At 52.9% G+C, this 14,781-nt stretch carries 14 protein-coding genes; 7 read left to right on the top strand and 7 right to left on the bottom strand.

Annotated elements, in window-relative coordinates; all coding sequences use genetic code 11:
• Positions 1-11: 11 nt before the first annotated feature.
• From ACIP1X_RS02930 to ACIP1X_RS02910, 5 genes are all read left to right on the top strand, one after another.
• Positions 12-674, top strand: coding sequence for an amino acid ABC transporter permease (locus ACIP1X_RS02930; protein WP_320396038.1), 663 nt, complete (start codon positions 12-14; stop codon positions 672-674).
• 21 nt (positions 675-695) lie between these two features.
• Positions 696-1,346 (top strand): amino acid ABC transporter permease, encoded by a 651-nt coding sequence (locus tag ACIP1X_RS02925; protein WP_400749191.1) that lies wholly within the window; start codon positions 696-698, stop codon positions 1,344-1,346.
• Positions 1,339-2,061: an amino acid ABC transporter ATP-binding protein gene (locus tag ACIP1X_RS02920; RefSeq protein WP_400749188.1), complete on the top strand. Its 723-nt coding sequence runs from the start codon at positions 1,339-1,341 to the stop codon at positions 2,059-2,061. Before ACIP1X_RS02925 ends, ACIP1X_RS02920 begins: the two co-directional genes overlap by 8 nt.
• Before the next feature lie 76 nt (positions 2,062-2,137).
• The gene (locus ACIP1X_RS02915; protein WP_400749186.1) at positions 2,138-3,760 is read left to right on the top strand and encodes a choline dehydrogenase; all 1,623 of its coding nucleotides are present in this window, start codon (positions 2,138-2,140) and stop codon (positions 3,758-3,760) included.
• Positions 3,761-3,799: 39 nt separating this feature from the next.
• The gene (locus ACIP1X_RS02910; protein ID WP_400749183.1) at positions 3,800-5,236 is read left to right on the top strand and encodes an NAD-dependent succinate-semialdehyde dehydrogenase; all 1,437 of its coding nucleotides are present in this window, start codon (positions 3,800-3,802) and stop codon (positions 5,234-5,236) included.
• A 38-nt stretch (positions 5,237-5,274) separates the two neighbouring features.
• On the opposite strand, the gene ACIP1X_RS02905 is transcribed toward ACIP1X_RS02910, so the two are convergent.
• The 3 genes from ACIP1X_RS02905 to ACIP1X_RS02895 all read right to left on the bottom strand — a co-directional run bounded on the left by ACIP1X_RS02905 (position 5,275) and on the right by ACIP1X_RS02895 (position 8,565).
• Positions 5,275-6,024 carry an AraC family transcriptional regulator gene (locus ACIP1X_RS02905; protein WP_400749180.1) on the bottom strand — a complete coding sequence of 250 codons (750 nt, stop codon included), beginning with the start codon at positions 6,022-6,024 and terminating at the stop codon, positions 5,275-5,277.
• 39 nt (positions 6,025-6,063) lie between these two features.
• Positions 6,064-6,741 carry a GntR family transcriptional regulator gene (locus ACIP1X_RS02900; RefSeq protein WP_400749177.1) on the bottom strand — a complete coding sequence of 226 codons (678 nt, stop codon included), beginning with the start codon at positions 6,739-6,741 and terminating at the stop codon, positions 6,064-6,066.
• A gap of 642 nt (positions 6,742-7,383) precedes the next feature.
• Positions 7,384-8,565: an NAD(P)/FAD-dependent oxidoreductase gene (locus tag ACIP1X_RS02895; RefSeq protein WP_400749175.1), complete on the bottom strand. Its 1,182-nt coding sequence runs from the start codon at positions 8,563-8,565 to the stop codon at positions 7,384-7,386.
• Positions 8,566-8,813: 248 nt separating this feature from the next.
• On the opposite strand from ACIP1X_RS02895, the gene ACIP1X_RS02890 reads away from it, so the two are divergent.
• Positions 8,814-9,437: a TetR/AcrR family transcriptional regulator gene (locus ACIP1X_RS02890; RefSeq protein ID WP_400749172.1), complete on the top strand. Its 624-nt coding sequence runs from the start codon at positions 8,814-8,816 to the stop codon at positions 9,435-9,437.
• Positions 9,438-9,650: 213 nt separating this feature from the next.
• The gene (locus tag ACIP1X_RS02885) at positions 9,651-10,874 is read left to right on the top strand and encodes a DUF3422 domain-containing protein (protein WP_400749169.1); all 1,224 of its coding nucleotides are present in this window, start codon (positions 9,651-9,653) and stop codon (positions 10,872-10,874) included.
• Between the two features lie 123 nt (positions 10,875-10,997).
• Here ACIP1X_RS02885 and ACIP1X_RS02880 read toward each other — a convergent pair whose 3' ends face one another.
• The 4 genes from ACIP1X_RS02880 to ACIP1X_RS02865 all read right to left on the bottom strand — a co-directional run bounded on the left by ACIP1X_RS02880 (position 10,998) and on the right by ACIP1X_RS02865 (position 14,771).
• Positions 10,998-11,771, bottom strand: coding sequence for an L-iditol 2-dehydrogenase (locus tag ACIP1X_RS02880; RefSeq protein WP_400749166.1), 774 nt, complete (start codon positions 11,769-11,771; stop codon positions 10,998-11,000).
• A 64-nt stretch (positions 11,772-11,835) separates the two neighbouring features.
• The gene (locus ACIP1X_RS02875; RefSeq protein WP_400749163.1) at positions 11,836-12,933 is read right to left on the bottom strand and encodes an ABC transporter ATP-binding protein; all 1,098 of its coding nucleotides are present in this window, start codon (positions 12,931-12,933) and stop codon (positions 11,836-11,838) included.
• Between the two features lie 70 nt (positions 12,934-13,003).
• Positions 13,004-13,834 carry a carbohydrate ABC transporter permease gene (locus ACIP1X_RS02870; RefSeq protein WP_007936731.1) on the bottom strand — a complete coding sequence of 277 codons (831 nt, stop codon included), beginning with the start codon at positions 13,832-13,834 and terminating at the stop codon, positions 13,004-13,006.
• Between the two features lie 10 nt (positions 13,835-13,844).
• Positions 13,845-14,771, bottom strand: a complete 927-nt coding sequence (locus tag ACIP1X_RS02865) for a carbohydrate ABC transporter permease (RefSeq protein ID WP_400749160.1) — start codon at positions 14,769-14,771, stop codon at positions 13,845-13,847.
• Between the last annotated feature and the right edge of the window lie 10 nt (positions 14,772-14,781).

Genomic DNA, 14,781 nt, shown 5'->3' with positions numbered 1-14,781 from the left:
CGAGGGCCGTTATGAGTTACAACATCCAATGGAGCGCAATACGCCGAGCGCTCCCCGCTATGCTAGACGGGGCCCTTGTCACCATTGAGATCGCAGCGATCTCAATGGTACTCGGAGTCATCATTGCGCTGCTGCTGACGGTTATGAGGGAATCGCCGTTCCGTATCCTGAAAGGCATAGCAATGAGCTGGGTGTCGATTGCTCGCAATACGCCTTCGCTTTTTCAGATCTACATCTTGTACTTTGGTCTTGGCTCCTTTGGCCTTCATGTGCCATCGCTTGTCGCTCTGGTGGCCGGCATTACCTTCAACAATGCCGGCTACCTGGCTGAAAGTTTCCGAGGAGGGATGAAGGCGGTACCTGATACTCAGGTCAGAGCTGCAAGGTCGCTTGGGCTTACCGCTACCCAAGCGTACCTACACATCGTCGTACCACAACTTTTGCGAATTGTGTTCCATCCTATAGCTAACCAGATGGTTTGGGCCGTACTGATGACGTCCCTCGGAGTTATTGTAGGACTGAATAATGATCTCGCCGGGGTAACCCAAGAAATCAACATCAAGACCTTCCGTACGTTTGAACTCTTTGTAACAGCAGCCGTGATGTACTACTGCATTTGCAAGTTGGTGGTCGGATTAGCCCGCCTTTTGGGTTGGCGCTTATTCCGCTATTAAACACCAGCGAGGGATAGACACATGCTCACCACAAGCTTTACAAGCTCTGACCTGATGATATTGCTATCAGGCACTTGGCTCACCATACAATTGACATTTTGGGCAGTGCTAATAGGAACCGTCTTGGGCATGGCGTTGGGCTGGTTGCGAAATTACGCACCCAGACTGACACTACCACTAGGCTGGATCCTGGATATTTTCAGAAGCGTGCCACTGTTGATTCAATTTGTAGTCGCCAACTCGCTAAACAGCATCTTGGGCTGGCACTTCCAAACCTTCACTATCGGCTGTATCGCATTGGGACTTTATTGCACGGCCTACTGTACAGATATCGTCCGGAGTGGACTGCAGTCAGTGTCATTCAACGTTACCCGTGCTGCGCGCTCACTGGGCTTAACTTACTGGCAGGAAATTCGCTACATTAGTGCGCCACTTGCTGCACGAGTTTCGTTTCCATCTTGGGTAAATATGACCCTGGCGGCAATGAAGGATACAGCTCTTGTAACCTGGCTGGGTTTGTACGAACTATTGCGATCGTCTCAATCGATAATTACCAGAATACAAGAGCCTTTGTTGGTGCTATGCATCGTTGGCCTTATCTACTACATCATGAGTTGGGGTGTCGCCTGGTGCGGTGCTCACGTTGAAAAAAGGTTGAACAGCAATGATTAATATCCATCAAGTTCGAAAATCCTTTGGAGATCTAGAAGTTGTCAAAGGCGTATCCCTGGATGTTAAGAAAGGCGAAGTGCTCTCGATCATTGGGGGCTCGGGCTCTGGAAAATCTACGCTGCTCATGTGCATAAACGGACTGGAAAAAATTCAGTCTGGGACGATCAAGGTTGACGGCATTGATGTTCACAGCCCGAAAACCAACCTCAACCTACTGCGTCGCAAGATCGGAATCGTTTTCCAGCAATGGAATGCTTTTCCGCACCTCACGGTGCTCGAAAATGTGATGCTCGCGCCACGCAAGGTTTTGGGTAAAAGCCGTGAAGAAGCAGAGGAAGAAGCCGTTCGTCAACTCAAGCACGTGGGGTTGGGAGAGAAGCTCAACGTGTTTCCTACCCGACTCTCTGGGGGCCAGCAACAGCGCATGGCGATCGCTCGGGCACTGGCGATGAATCCCGACTACATGCTGTTCGATGAAGCCACCTCCGCCCTGGATCCTCAGCTCGTCGGCGAGGTACTCGATACGATGAGAATGCTCGCTGAGGACGGCATGACTATGGTGCTGGTGACGCACGAGATCGCATTTGCCCGAGAGGTTTCAGATCGAGTGGCCTTCTTCCGCCATGGCCTCATTCATGAGCTGGGCACTCCCGACGAAGTCATCCGCAATCCCAAACGTCCAGAGACGATTGATTTCCTGAAGTCCATTAAGTGATCAGCGCTATGGACGGTGATGGGATCGAAGTATCGCCGCCACCCCAAATCCGAGTCACATGAATATCGAGGCTCACGTGGAATACGATTACATAATTATTGGCGCGGGCTCTGCTGGGTGCATTGTCGCTAATCGACTTACTGAGGATCCGACAGTACGAGTTCTGCTGATTGAAGCAGGAGGTAAAGACAAGTCGCTCATCATCGACATGCCAGCGGCTTTGCCATTTGCGTATGGAAGCAAGAAATTGGGCTGGCAGTATGATTCAGGGCCAGAACCGTACCTGAACAATCGCTTGATCGACGAAAAGCGCGGCAAAGTACTCGGTGGCAGCTCATCTATCAATGCCATGATTTTCAACCGTGGTAATCCGTTGGACTTCGAGGGCTGGGCTGCCAACGGCCTCCCCGAGTGGAGCTTTGCTCATTGCTTACCCTACTTCCGCCGTATGGAAACTTTCTCCGGTGGCGCCGATCAATGGCGAGGTGGTGAAGGCCCGATGCAGATCACTCGCTGCAAAGCCGAGCACAAGCTCTATGACACCTTCCTGCGCTGCGGCGAGCAAGCCGGCTATGCGCTGACCAATGACCATAACGGGTATAAGCAGGAAGGCCTGCATATTGCTCAGGCACTGGTATACAACGGCGTGCGCTGGTCTTCTTCAAGGGGCTATCTCCACCCAGTGGAAAATCGTAAAAATCTCGAAGTCTGGACTCATTCGACAGTGCGCCGGATTGATATCGAGAAGAAAATAGCCATTGGCGCACAGGTAGATCATCAGGGTAAAACCCACTCAATTCGATGCAGACGCGAAGTGATTCTGTGCGCAGGAGCGTTTAACTCTCCACAGCTTCTGATGCTGTCGGGCATTGGTGACGCGGACGAGCTCAATAAGCTTGGTATCAAAAGCGAAGTACACCTTCCTGCCGTGGGCAAAAATCTGGAAAACCACCCAGGGGTAAATATCCAGTACGCCGCACGCCATCAGGATTCTCTCGTTTCCCAGCTTGGGCCCATCGGCAAGGTAAAAATGGGGGCGCAGTGGCTGTTGCAGAAAAAAGGTTTGGGGGCGACCAACTTCTTCGAAACGGGTGCATTTCTACGAAGCCGTGACAACGTCGAATTTCCCAACGTTCAGTTCGAGTTTTTACCGCTGACCCGGTTTGTGCGCAATGGAAAGCTCGTAGCTGTACCGGGATTCCAATTCTGGGTCGATCTTTCTCGCCCCGAAAGCCGTGGTTCGGTGACCCTGCGTTCCATAGACCCGACCGACGCGCCTCTGATCGTATTCAACCATCTGAGCACTCAGCAGGATATGCGCGACATGATCGATTCGATCCGCCTCGCTCGCAAACTAATTGCGCAACCGGTCTGGGATGGCATTCGCGGAGAGGAGCTTGCACCCGGTGCTGACGCCCAGACCGACAAAGAACTGGAGGCATTCATCCGTGCTAATACCGGCACTTCGTATCACCCCGCCGGAACTTGCCGGATGGGAACTGATGATGGATCGGTAGTTGACTCAGAAGGTCGCGTGCGTGGTGTTCAGAAGTTGCGAGTCGTAGACGCATCGATTATGCCGCGCGTAGTCACAGCTAACCTCAGCGCCTCAATCATGATGATGGCTGAAAAAATCAGCGACCGCATCGCTGGCAAAACTCCTCTTCCCCCATCAACAGCATCGTTTTATCGAAGCTGATTCGGGCATTGCGTCATACCCAAATTCATTGGAGTTCACATGTTTAACGAAAAGATCGAATTGCTGATTGATGGAGCATGGTGCCTTGGCAGTGAGGGTGAAACTCTCCCTCTGCTCAACCCGGCCACTGGAGAAGAAATCGCCACCATTCCCTGTGCGAGCATTGAAGACCTCGACCGGGCTCTCAATGCCACCCAGCGAGCGTTTGAAGAATGGAAACAGCTGACTGCGGCCCAGCGATGGACGCTGCTCAGCAAAGCAGCTGATCTGCTGGAAGCGCGCAAACCAGAGATTTCCCGTGTGCTAACCCAAGAGAACGGAAAATCGTTGCAGGAAGCCACTGGTGAAGTTCAGTTCTGTGTAGACGCCATTCGCTGGTACGCCGAGGAAGGCAAACGGGCATATGGTCGAATCATTCCTGCACGAAACCCGCTGGTTCGTCAGAGCGTTCTCAAAGAACCTGTCGGGCCGGCCCTTGGGTTCGCGGCGTGGAATTTCCCCGCAGGTAACGTTGCACTGAAAATCGCAGGCGCGCTGGCAGCGGGTTGCTCCATCATCGTGAAGCCAAGCAATGAAACTCCTGGTACTGCGGTGGGTATAGTTCGTTGCTTCCAGGACGCAGGCATTCCAGCAGGAGTTATCGGTCTGGTATTTGGCCCGCCGGGCCCGATCTCGGAATACCTGATTGGCTCGCCCATACCTAAGAAGGTCTCACTCACTGGCTCCACTCCTGTTGGCAAAACACTGCAGAAGCTGGCTGCGGACACCCTGAAACGTTGCACAATGGAACTGGGCGGACACGCTCCTGTATTAGTGTTTGAGGATGCAAATCTGGAGCGTGCTCTCGATCAACTCGTTGCAGCGAAATTCAAAAACGCTGGCCAGGTGTGCACCTCCCCTACCCGATTCTTTATCCATCGCTCAATCTATGAGCAATTCATTGCGGGTTTTCTGGAACGTACCAAACGCCTGGTCATCGGGAACGGTTTGGAGCAAGGCGTAGTAATGGGCCCACTGATCACCGAACGCCGCTTGGATAACATGGATACTTTGGTGGCCGATGCAGTCGCGAAAGGCGCCAAAGTGCTCACTGGGGGAAGCCGGCTGAAGCGTGAAGGTTTCTTCTTTGCCCCAACGGTAATGCGTGACGTCCCTGATGATGCATTGATAATGATCGATGAGCCGTTTGGCCCGCTGGCTCCCCTGACCGTGTTCGACACTTTCGAAGAGGTGATTCAGAGAGCGAACGCGCTGCCATATGCGCTGGCGGCATACATCTTCACTCGCGACGGAACGACTGCTGCACGAGCAAGCCAAGCGGTTGAAGCGGGTGTAGTAGGCATCAACCACATGTCCGTCCATGAGGCAGAGACCCCATTCGGAGGGTTCAATGAATCAGGATACGGCCATGAAAGTGGGCTGGAAGGCCTAGACGCTTATCTCCGAACCAAAATGGTCGCTGACGCGCAAGTTTAGTTACAAGGTGCTCCAACCTACCCAGGTTGGAGCACTCATTATCGACGCAAACCTGCAACCGCATTTCGATACTGAAGGGGGGTGTAATGGGTACTCGCCTTGAACTGACGTGTGAATGCACTGTGATCGACGTACCCACAGTCACCAACGATCTCATTTACGCTCTGAGTCGTTGTCTCCAGCAGCGTACAGGCTCTCTCCATGCGGAGCTGGGTCAGAATTTGCTTAGGCGTGAGACTGAATAGCTCTCGGGTCAGACGCTCAAGCACATCTGGAGAAAAATTAAACTTTTTGGCAGCATCCTTTATTAGGATGGGCGTGTTGCAGTTCTCTTTTAGATACGCCAAAAATGAATTCAACGTCTTGTAGTTGTCATGCCGCTCCTCGGTCGCAGGGAGCACCCTCGAAATCCCAACCAACGCCGCTCCGCCCGGCACCGCCCCTCGCACCTTAAATTTTGAACTCAGGCACCACTTGCGCTGCTTGTTTAGGGAAAGGCACATTTCCAACGCATTCAGGACTTCTTTACCGGTCTCTATGACATGCAAATCCTGCTGTGAAATCTTTCCGCCTGGGTTGGTGAAAATCTCTTCGCATGTGCGGCCGATCATGTCCCTTTTGTCCGATAGGCCAGCATGCTCAACAATGGCTTGGTTCACCACCAGATATCGAGCAGCGTGATCCTTGATGAAAAATTGGACATCCGGCAAAAGATCAAAGAGCTGTTCGACGAAGGACAAATTCGTTCCGGAGCAGGAGAGATCCGTTAAAAAATCAAGATCGACCATTTCGTAATCCTGTTTCTAAACTGTGGTGATGTATCTAGGTCAAAGTGCGAACGGCTCTGGAAGCAGAGGCATTTCCAACAATGCATTTTGCGTGTGTTCTATGTGCTGTTCTAGCAAGCGGATCGCAGTCGTAACATCCCGAGTCTCACACGCATCCAAGATGTCAGCGTGCTCCTTGAGTGAGGATTTCTGGCCTACTGAATTGGACTGCAACACCTTGAGATGCAGGTCTACACCCTTGACGGTGTCCGCGATCATTTTCAACAGCATTGGACGCTGACAGGCCCGGTAGAGAATGGAATGGAATTCCAGATTCAGTTCTCCCCATTCTCGTGGAGATGTACTTTCTTCGTATCGATGCAGCACATCCCGAGCGGCGCTGAAGTCGAAATCCTGGAGCTTTGGGATCGACAGCTGGAGCGCTCGGCTCTCTAGGGCGATCCGGATGTCCAGCGTTTCAATCAGGTCAGCAATTGACTTGTTCGCCACGACTGAACCTTGACGCGCAACGTGGCGAATAAGCCCCTCAGCTTCCAGTCTTTTCAACGCCTCACGAACTGGCAGCCGGCTCACTCCAAATTGCTTGGCCAAATGAACCTGTTTGAGTTGAACGCCAATACCGATAGTCCCGCTCAATATCATTTCCCGAAGGCGGTTCGTGACGGCGTCGGCGCTTAAGCCGATCTTGTTTTCTTCGAGAGCGTTTTGCAGGGGCATATAAAGATCTTTTTGATGGACAATTGAGAGCAAAACCCAGTACCAGGAGATTCCGATCCCGCCTGAATGGCGAAAACGTCTGAGATATGCATCTTATGAGTTTGAATAGGGTTTTTTGCTTGGCGATCAGATGGGGCAGGAAAAAATGATGATCCTGATAGGGCTACGCTGATCACCATTTTTTTGCACATTCCTGTGCGAATACACACCCGACCGACCTAGCTTATCCACTTTGTATCCTTTTATGGATCCACTGTAAAGACTAGCGTCTACTGACTCTTGCTAGATTCTTGTATGAGAGTCTGGGCAGTTCTCCGTCGACATAAGCTGACTTTCGTTGATACGCATTTCTGCATAAAACTAGCAGCTCACCTGCTGTTCAGATTATGGAGGGGAGCTCCTAGTTATTGACTGCTTGTCAATCGACAGGAAATCGAAGCAGCTCCACCAAATGAGTCAATGCGCCTCCTCAAAAAATTGCCCAACTAAAACAGTTGGGCAAGTGAGGAAATAACATTGGGCAAGATGCCCGGTCAGATAAAGAGGGTTCACCTACCCTGCCGCCAGCCCGAGTTTGGCTGATGGACGGGGACACTCAGCAAGTGGCACCTCTATCACTCGTATTCTGAGTAATGCGGGAAATCAGAGAATACCTTCTTCAGCGTAAGGCACATTTGCCTCCACACGCTCGTAACCCAGGCGAGTCAGATCCAAGGATTGGTACGAACCTTGGATTAGTAGCTCTGCGATCGCTCGGCCTGCTGCGGGCGCATGCATCATTCCGTGCCCTGAGAAACCGGCCACGGTGTATAGGTTAGGCAGTTTGGAGTTCCAGCGGCCAATTACCGCGTTACCATCCAGCTCGTTGACCTCATACAAACCCGACCAAGTGCGATGGCATTTAGCAGCTTCCAACGCAGGGAAGCGGTGCGCGACGGCTGGCCAAACCACTTGCTCCCAGTAATCATGATCCACTTCGAAATTGAAACCACGTGGCTCCGCACCGTTGACGAGTCCACCAGAAAAACCTTCCCCTTCGGAGCGAAATGCCAAGCGCGAAAGGTCTTTGACGTACGGCAACCGCTCCATCGGGGTGGCAGGTGTGAAGTAGTGCTCGAATCGACGCATAGGGACAATCGGCAGGTGCATACCGAATTTCTCAGCTATCAGTCCTGACCATGCTCCGCCGGCATTGACGAAGGCTTCAGCATCAATACGCAAGCCAGACTCCAGGATTGCCGTCTGCGCCTTGTGTACATCCACCACCGCATCGACGAATTTATCCTTGATGTAGACCGCCCCAAGCTCTACAGCCTTGCGGCGATAGCCCCAGAGCAGACCGTTCGGATCGCACCAGCCGTCATGGGGGGTATATGCGCCCACGCCCAAGTCATCACTGTTGATAGATGGAAAGCGATTCTTGAGAGCTGCTGCGTCAAGGAGTTCCACCACGCATCCGTGCTCTTGCTGCTTACGCACATTGCGCTCGATGGCCGCGACATGTTCAGGCTCGACAACAAAAAGGTATCCACCCTCGACCCAATCCACAGGAGCTGGGCGCCCCTTCGACTCCATCTCGTGCTCGAAATTTTTGATGCGCTCAATACTGTAGAGCGACATCTCGATGTTCTCAGCACCGGTGAATTGAACTCGGCAACCGCCTGAGGAACGCAATGCACTTGCGAACTCATAGGTTGAATCTGGTTCGATCACGCACACCGACGTACCAGGTGATGCCTTGAGAATATGGTACGCGACACTGGAGCCGATGATGCCGCCCCCGATGATAGCAACATCGAATTTCTGCACATTTTTCTGAGTCATTTGTAGCCACCTGCTGGATTGATGGTGACTTTGTATCCTTTCGTGGATCCACTGTAAACCCCCTATTTACTTGGGGCATGATTAAATTCTATATTCATTTCGGCACATTTACGGACGCATGAAAAACTGTGCAGCAAGGCGCTAAAGACAAACGGATTTCAGCACAAAAACAGACGTCAGGATTCTTTTCTTCGAGATCCGTACTGCGTCAAACACAAATCGCCCCAGTAACAGGGATCGACTTGAACATGAATACCGCCATTGGCACCGCTCATGCGCCCTGCGCAGATACCATCGGTCAGCACATCGTGGACTCGGCGTGCCAACTAATCACCGATCAAGGCTTTTCTGGAATGTCCATGCGTGGCCTTGCGAAAACAGTTGGGATTCACGCAGGAAGTCTTTACTACCACTTCTCAAGCAAACAGGATTTGCTTGAGGAGGTAATGGAGCAGCTTCACCAGAAGCGGCTGGCGTCATGGCGTCGGGAAAAATCGAAGCACCGATCAACTCGCCCACGGCTGGATGCATTCATTCGATTCAACGTGCAAAGGCACATTCACTGTGAACCAGAGGAGCGTCTGCTCAAAATGGAGGCTTATCATCTAGACCCTATCCAGCAGAAGCGCGTTTTGGAACAGGAGCAAGTGTATACACGTGAGCTCGAATGCATTTTGAAGAGAGGGATGAAAGAAGGCATTTTTCAACACATTGATGCCGAAGTCATTGCATGCGGAATTCTCGGGTTAATTACCTGCACAGTGACTTTGAAGCAGCATCACGACCTGCCAGAACCAACACTTGTGAGCCTCATCATTGGCATGGTGAACCAACTACTGTCAGCGGCAAAAGAGGCTTCTCGATGCTCTTAACTCTATCGACGACGCAGGCCGGGATCAGCATGAGTCTCGCTGAACACCTCCTATGCGTAGCGTGGATCAAGACTCTGAGAGCAACGGAAATGGGTCTCAGAGCAAAGGCGCCATTCGCGGGTCTTCACAAGCGCGAGCAGCAAGTATTGGGCGGGTCATTTCTAACGCTCCCTGAATGAATACGTGGCAGTTCACTTTCAATCCGAGCCTTTCATGCATAGTCTAAGACAGTCCCTCCATAACGAATTGCACGCTCGACCATCGCTCTACTTCGAAGAGCCCGCGCATGTTTATCACTTGGCATTCATCGGTGATCCGCTTGAATGCAAAACGCTTGTTGAAAAACTTTGCCATTCATCGGTAGACCCAAATTGTGTTCAAGGTATCTCGCGCTTGGGCGGCCACCCGTTCAAATGGGAGCAACATGCCGAATTTTTTACAGTGACCTGGGTAGTGCCTTGTGAGCGCGGACTCCGAGACTGGACTGCACTGCCGCCGGCGTTATCTGAAGCCATTGAGCCACTCCTTCCCAAGCTAATTAATTCAGTCCAGATAATTGTAGAGAGCGATTCCGAATGGCACCAGAACCTCGAAAACTACTCATTTAAAGACCCTTGCGGCTCCATCATTGGTGGATCTGATGCGGTAGTCTGGAGTGATTTCCGACTTTGTCTGGAGGGTACAAACCGGTTTTTATTCATCAACAAAGGCCTGAATGCCTATCGCCAAGGACGAATGATCAGACGTCTGCTGGAAATCGAGACCTACCGAATGATGGCCTCTCTCAGCCTGCCTGTAGCCCGAACACTAAGCGCTCGCCTGAGCGATTTCGACAAAGCCCTAGTAGACCTCTCCCGGCGCAATGCAGAGCTTCAACCAGGTGAGGCAAAGGCTTTGCTCGCCGATATAACAAAGATATCCGCAGATGTTGTGCGTGAAACAGCGGAGCATCGCCATCGTTTCAGCGCCACCCAAGCGTACGCGCAGCTTGTCTTTGAGCGCTTGGCAGAATTGCGTGAAAGCCACGTCGGCGGATATCAGCGATTGGGGGTGTTTATTGATAGGCGCTTCAAGCCCACGGTCAGGTACTGCGCAGCAACTGAACAGCGGCTGGAACAGCTGGCGAAGAGTGTCGCCAATCTCGGCGATCTTTTGCTGGCCAGAGTTCAAGTCGAGATGGAGGAACAGAATGCTGAGATCCTGAAAAGCCTGAATGCGCGTGCAGACTCTCAGGTCAAAATACAGCATGCGGTAGAGGGCCTATCGATCATCGCGATTACTTATTACCTGCTCAACCTTTTCAAAATGTCGTATCTAGGACTGCACGCTCTGGGTCTCGACGTTACCTCCAAAACTGCAATCCTATTCATGGGCCCGGTGGCGGTTGCTGCGTTACTCGCGATTCTGTTTCGTATCCGCAAGGCAAGAACGTTTTGAGCCGAGCCGAACCAACTGGACACTACTGATAAAGTCGTACGATCGCGCTCATATCTTCAGCGGCATCGGCTTTCTTCGATGCCGCTGAGGTGCAACACAACAAATCATCTCGATGGCAAGACGTCAACTCATCCAGTTGCCACCGTCGACATTGTAAGTCTGAGCTACAACGTACTCGCTCTCAGATGACGCGAGAAAAATAGCCATTCCCGTTAGATCATCTGCTGTGCCCATTCGCCCAAAAGGCACCTCCTGCCCTACCAGCTTTTTCTTCTCTCCCAATGGTCGATTCTCATATTTCGCAAACATTGCGTCGACGCCATCCCAGTGCTCGCCGTCGACAACCCCTGGAGCAATAGCATTCACGTTGATCCCATGCTTGATTAGATTGAGACCTGCAGACTGAGTAAGGCTGATTACTGACGCCTTGGTCGCGCAATACACACCGACAAGCGCCTCCCCTCTGCGACCGGCCTGACTGGCCATATTGATTATCTTCCCGCCATGTCCCTGACTGATCATCTGGCGAGCCGCCGCCTGCAAGGTGAATAGGGTTCCCGATACGTTGATCGAAAATAGGCGTTCATAACTCTCGCGAGTGATTTCGGTAATGGGAGCAAGATCGAATAACGCGGCATTGTTTACCAGGATATCCAACTTACCCGTCTGCGCGATCACGGCAGCAATTGCTCCATCAATAGAGGCCTGGTTGGTCACGTCCATTTCGACTGCATAAGCGTTAGGCCCTAACTCGTCAGCAGTAGCTTGAGCGCGCTCCAAATCGATATCAGCAATAGCGACCATTGCCCCTTCACGGATGTAAGCCTGCGCAAAAGTACGTCCAATGCCTCGGGCGGAGCCAGTCACCAGCGCGCTTTTACCTTCTAGTCGTTTCATTGATTCTTCATCCGTTTTCTGAAAATTGAGTACGCCCAACCGAGGGCATTGGAGTGGCGTAAAATCAGGCAGCGAGACGTTTTAACGGCCCTACAGCTTTTCCGTGCTCATCGAACAAATGGCAATGCAAAACATCCAGCGCAACCCACCGATGTTCTCCATAAGCAACATCACAGTCGCCATTTACTCGCACGGTAAGTGCTTCGCCGGACTTGGCGACAACGTGACAGAAGGTGTCGCTACCCAGGCGTTCAGTTACATCAGTGATGATGGGCAGTTGGCCTTGATCATTTAGGCTTAGGTGCTCGGGACGTATGCCTACAGTCACTTCACTGCCCACGGACAGAGAGCTTCCGTCGCGAGGTATGAGCAGGCTCCGCCCAGATGCCAGTTCGACCTCCACCCCTAGATGATTGTTGGAAACCACCTTGGCTTTGAGGAAGCCCATTTTTGGCGTGCCCAAAAATCCTGCTACAAACAGATTCGCGGGCTGGTGATAAAGCTCAAGTGGTGAGCCAATCTGCTCAATGCGACCCCCATTAAGAACCACTACCTTCGTGGCGAGCGTCATGGCTTCGACCTGGTCATGAGTCACATAAATCATGGTCGCCTGCAGCTCCTTGTGCAGCCGGGATAGCTCCAAACGCATCTGCACACGAAGGGCCGCGTCGAGGTTAGACAACGGCTCGTCGAACAAGAAAATCTTGGGATTGCGAACAATTGCGCGACCGATAGCGACTCGTTGGCGCTGACCTCCAGAAAGCTGTTTTGGCTTACGCTCAAGTAGGCGCTCCAGCTCTAGGATTCGTGCCGCTTCAGTGATCTTGCGCTCGACGTCCTGCTTGTTGTCCCCCGCGAGATCCAGTGCGAAGGACATGTTCTTGCGCACCGTCATGTGCGGGTACAACGCATAAGTTTGAAATACCATTGCCAGATCGCGTTTGGCCGGACTGACCTCTGTGATGTCTCGACCATCCAATTCAATAGTGCCGCTGGTGACCTCCTCCAAGCCGGCGATCAACCGTAGCAATGTAGATTTGCCGCAGCCCGATGGGCCAACGAACACAACGAATTCTTTATCGCGAACAACGAGATCAATGCCCTTAATGATGGACAGACCTTCGAAGCCTTTCTTCAGGTTTTTTATTTTCAGAGTGGCCATGAAATGAATCCCCGCTGTGTTTGTATCAATGCGCACGAACCTTGAATTCGCGCTTGCAAAAGACCATTGGTTACTTGACGGCGCCGAACGACAGTCCACGCACCAGTTGTTTCTGACTGATCCAGCCGAAGATCAGGATCGGCGCACAGGCCAGGGTCGACACTGCTGACAACTTGGCCCAGAACAACCCTTCGGGACTCGAATACGAGGCGATCAATGCGGTCAGTGGCGCAGCTTTGGATGAGGTCAGGTTCAGCGACCAGAACGCTTCGTTCCAGCACAGGATCAGCGATAGCAAGACGGTCGACGCCAGGCCGCCCTTGGCTATCGGCAGTAGTACTCGAACCATTTCCTGCCACAGGGTGGCGCCATCCAGGCGGGCGGCTTCGAGGATGTCCTTGGGGATGTCCTTGAAGTAGGTGTAAATCATCCAGACGACGATCGGCAGGTTGATCAGGGTGTAGATCACGATCAGGGCGATACGCGTATCGAGCAGACCGAAACTCTTAGCCAGCAGATAGATCGGCATCAGCACGCCCACCGGCGGTAGCATCTTGGTCGAGAGCATCCACAGCAGCGTGCCTTTGGTGCGCTGGGTTTCGTAGAACGCCATCGAGTAGGCTGCCGGCACCGCGATCAGCAGGCACAGAGCCGTGGCGCTGAAGGAAATCACCACCGAGTTCCAGGCGAAACTGAAGTAGTCACTGCGCTCGTTGATGTGCAGGTAGTTTTCCAGCGTCGGGGTGAAGATGAACTGCGGCGGTGTGGCGAACGCATCGATTTCAGTCTTGAAACTGGTCAGCACCATCCAGAAGATCGGGAAGAAGATCAGGATCGCGATGGCCCAGGCCAAGGTGCCCAGCAGCAGGCTTTGCAAACGACGGGATTGTTGAAGGGTCATGGCGCGGGCCTCAGGCTTTGTCAGTCAGGTTTTTGCCGATCATGCGCACCAGCACGATGGCCGCGACGTTGGCAATCACCACCGCGATCAAGCCGCCCGCCGACGCCATGCCGACGTCGAACTGCACCAGCGCCTGGTTGTAGATCAGGTAGGCGAGGTTGGTCGAGGCGTAGCCGGGGCCGCCGTTGGTGGTGGTGAAGATTTCGGCGAACACCGAGAGCAGGAAGATGGTTTCGATCATCACCACCACCGCAATCGGTCGCGCCAGGTGCGGCAGCGTCAGGTGCCAGAAAATCGCGACCGGCCCGGCGCCATCGAGGCGTGCGGCCTCTTTCTGCTCCTGATCGAGGGACTGCATTGCCGTCATCAGGATTAGGATCGCGAAGGGCAGCCATTGCCAGGAGACAATGATGATGATCGACAGCAGCGGGTAGTGCGCAAGCCAGTCCACCGGTTGCGCGCCGAACAGTGTCCAGACATAGGCGAGAATTCCCGACACCGGGTGGAAAATCAGGTTCTTCCAGATCAGCGCACCGACGGTGGGCATGATGAAGAACGGCGAGATCAGCAGCACCCGCACGATGCCACGGCCGAAAAATTCGCTGGCCTCCAGCAGGGCGCTGATCAGTACGCCGAGCACCACGCTGATCAGCAGCACGCTGCCCACTAGCAACAGGGTGTTGGTGGCGCCAGGCAGGAACCCGGAATCAGTCAGGAAATACGTGAAATTTTCTAGGCCGACGAACTCGTTTTCACCCGGATTGAGCAGGTTGTAGCGAATCAGCGAAAAGTACAGGGTCATGCCCAGCGGCACGATCATCCACAGCAACAACAGAGCGACCGAGGGGCTGACCAAAAACCAGCCAGGGTTGGCCACGCGGCTTTTGCACTGGGGGTGGAGAACGTCCGTATGAGCTTTGGCGGTTGTAATATTCATAGCGTTCAGA

The organism is Pseudomonas sp. NPDC088885, assembly GCF_044750025.1.
GTDB classification, from domain to species: Bacteria; Pseudomonadota; Gammaproteobacteria; order Pseudomonadales; family Pseudomonadaceae; genus Aquipseudomonas; species Aquipseudomonas rustica.
This window is presented reverse-complemented; position numbering and strand designations above follow the sequence as displayed.

Coding starts and splice junctions, on each gene's coding strand:
- ACIP1X_RS02930 (WP_320396038.1), top strand. CDS start 12: ATGAGTTACAACATCCAATGGAGCGCAATACGCCGAGCGCTCCCCGCT.
- ACIP1X_RS02925 (WP_400749191.1), top strand. CDS start 696: ATGCTCACCACAAGCTTTACAAGCTCTGACCTGATGATATTGCTATCA.
- ACIP1X_RS02920 (WP_400749188.1), top strand. CDS start 1,339: ATGATTAATATCCATCAAGTTCGAAAATCCTTTGGAGATCTAGAAGTT.
- ACIP1X_RS02910 (WP_400749183.1), top strand. CDS start 3,800: ATGTTTAACGAAAAGATCGAATTGCTGATTGATGGAGCATGGTGCCTT.
- ACIP1X_RS02905 (WP_400749180.1), bottom strand. CDS start 6,024: ATGGTCGATCTTGATTTTTTAACGGATCTCTCCTGCTCCGGAACGAAT.
- ACIP1X_RS02900 (WP_400749177.1), bottom strand. CDS start 6,741: ATGCCCCTGCAAAACGCTCTCGAAGAAAACAAGATCGGCTTAAGCGCC.
- ACIP1X_RS02895 (WP_400749175.1), bottom strand. CDS start 8,565: ATGACTCAGAAAAATGTGCAGAAATTCGATGTTGCTATCATCGGGGGC.
- ACIP1X_RS02890 (WP_400749172.1), top strand. CDS start 8,814: ATGAATACCGCCATTGGCACCGCTCATGCGCCCTGCGCAGATACCATC.
- ACIP1X_RS02885 (WP_400749169.1), top strand. CDS start 9,651: ATGCATAGTCTAAGACAGTCCCTCCATAACGAATTGCACGCTCGACCA.
- ACIP1X_RS02880 (WP_400749166.1), bottom strand. CDS start 11,771: ATGAAACGACTAGAAGGTAAAAGCGCGCTGGTGACTGGCTCCGCCCGA.
- ACIP1X_RS02875 (WP_400749163.1), bottom strand. CDS start 12,933: ATGGCCACTCTGAAAATAAAAAACCTGAAGAAAGGCTTCGAAGGTCTG.
- ACIP1X_RS02870 (WP_007936731.1), bottom strand. CDS start 13,834: ATGACCCTTCAACAATCCCGTCGTTTGCAAAGCCTGCTGCTGGGCACC.
- ACIP1X_RS02865 (WP_400749160.1), bottom strand. CDS start 14,771: ATGAATATTACAACCGCCAAAGCTCATACGGACGTTCTCCACCCCCAG.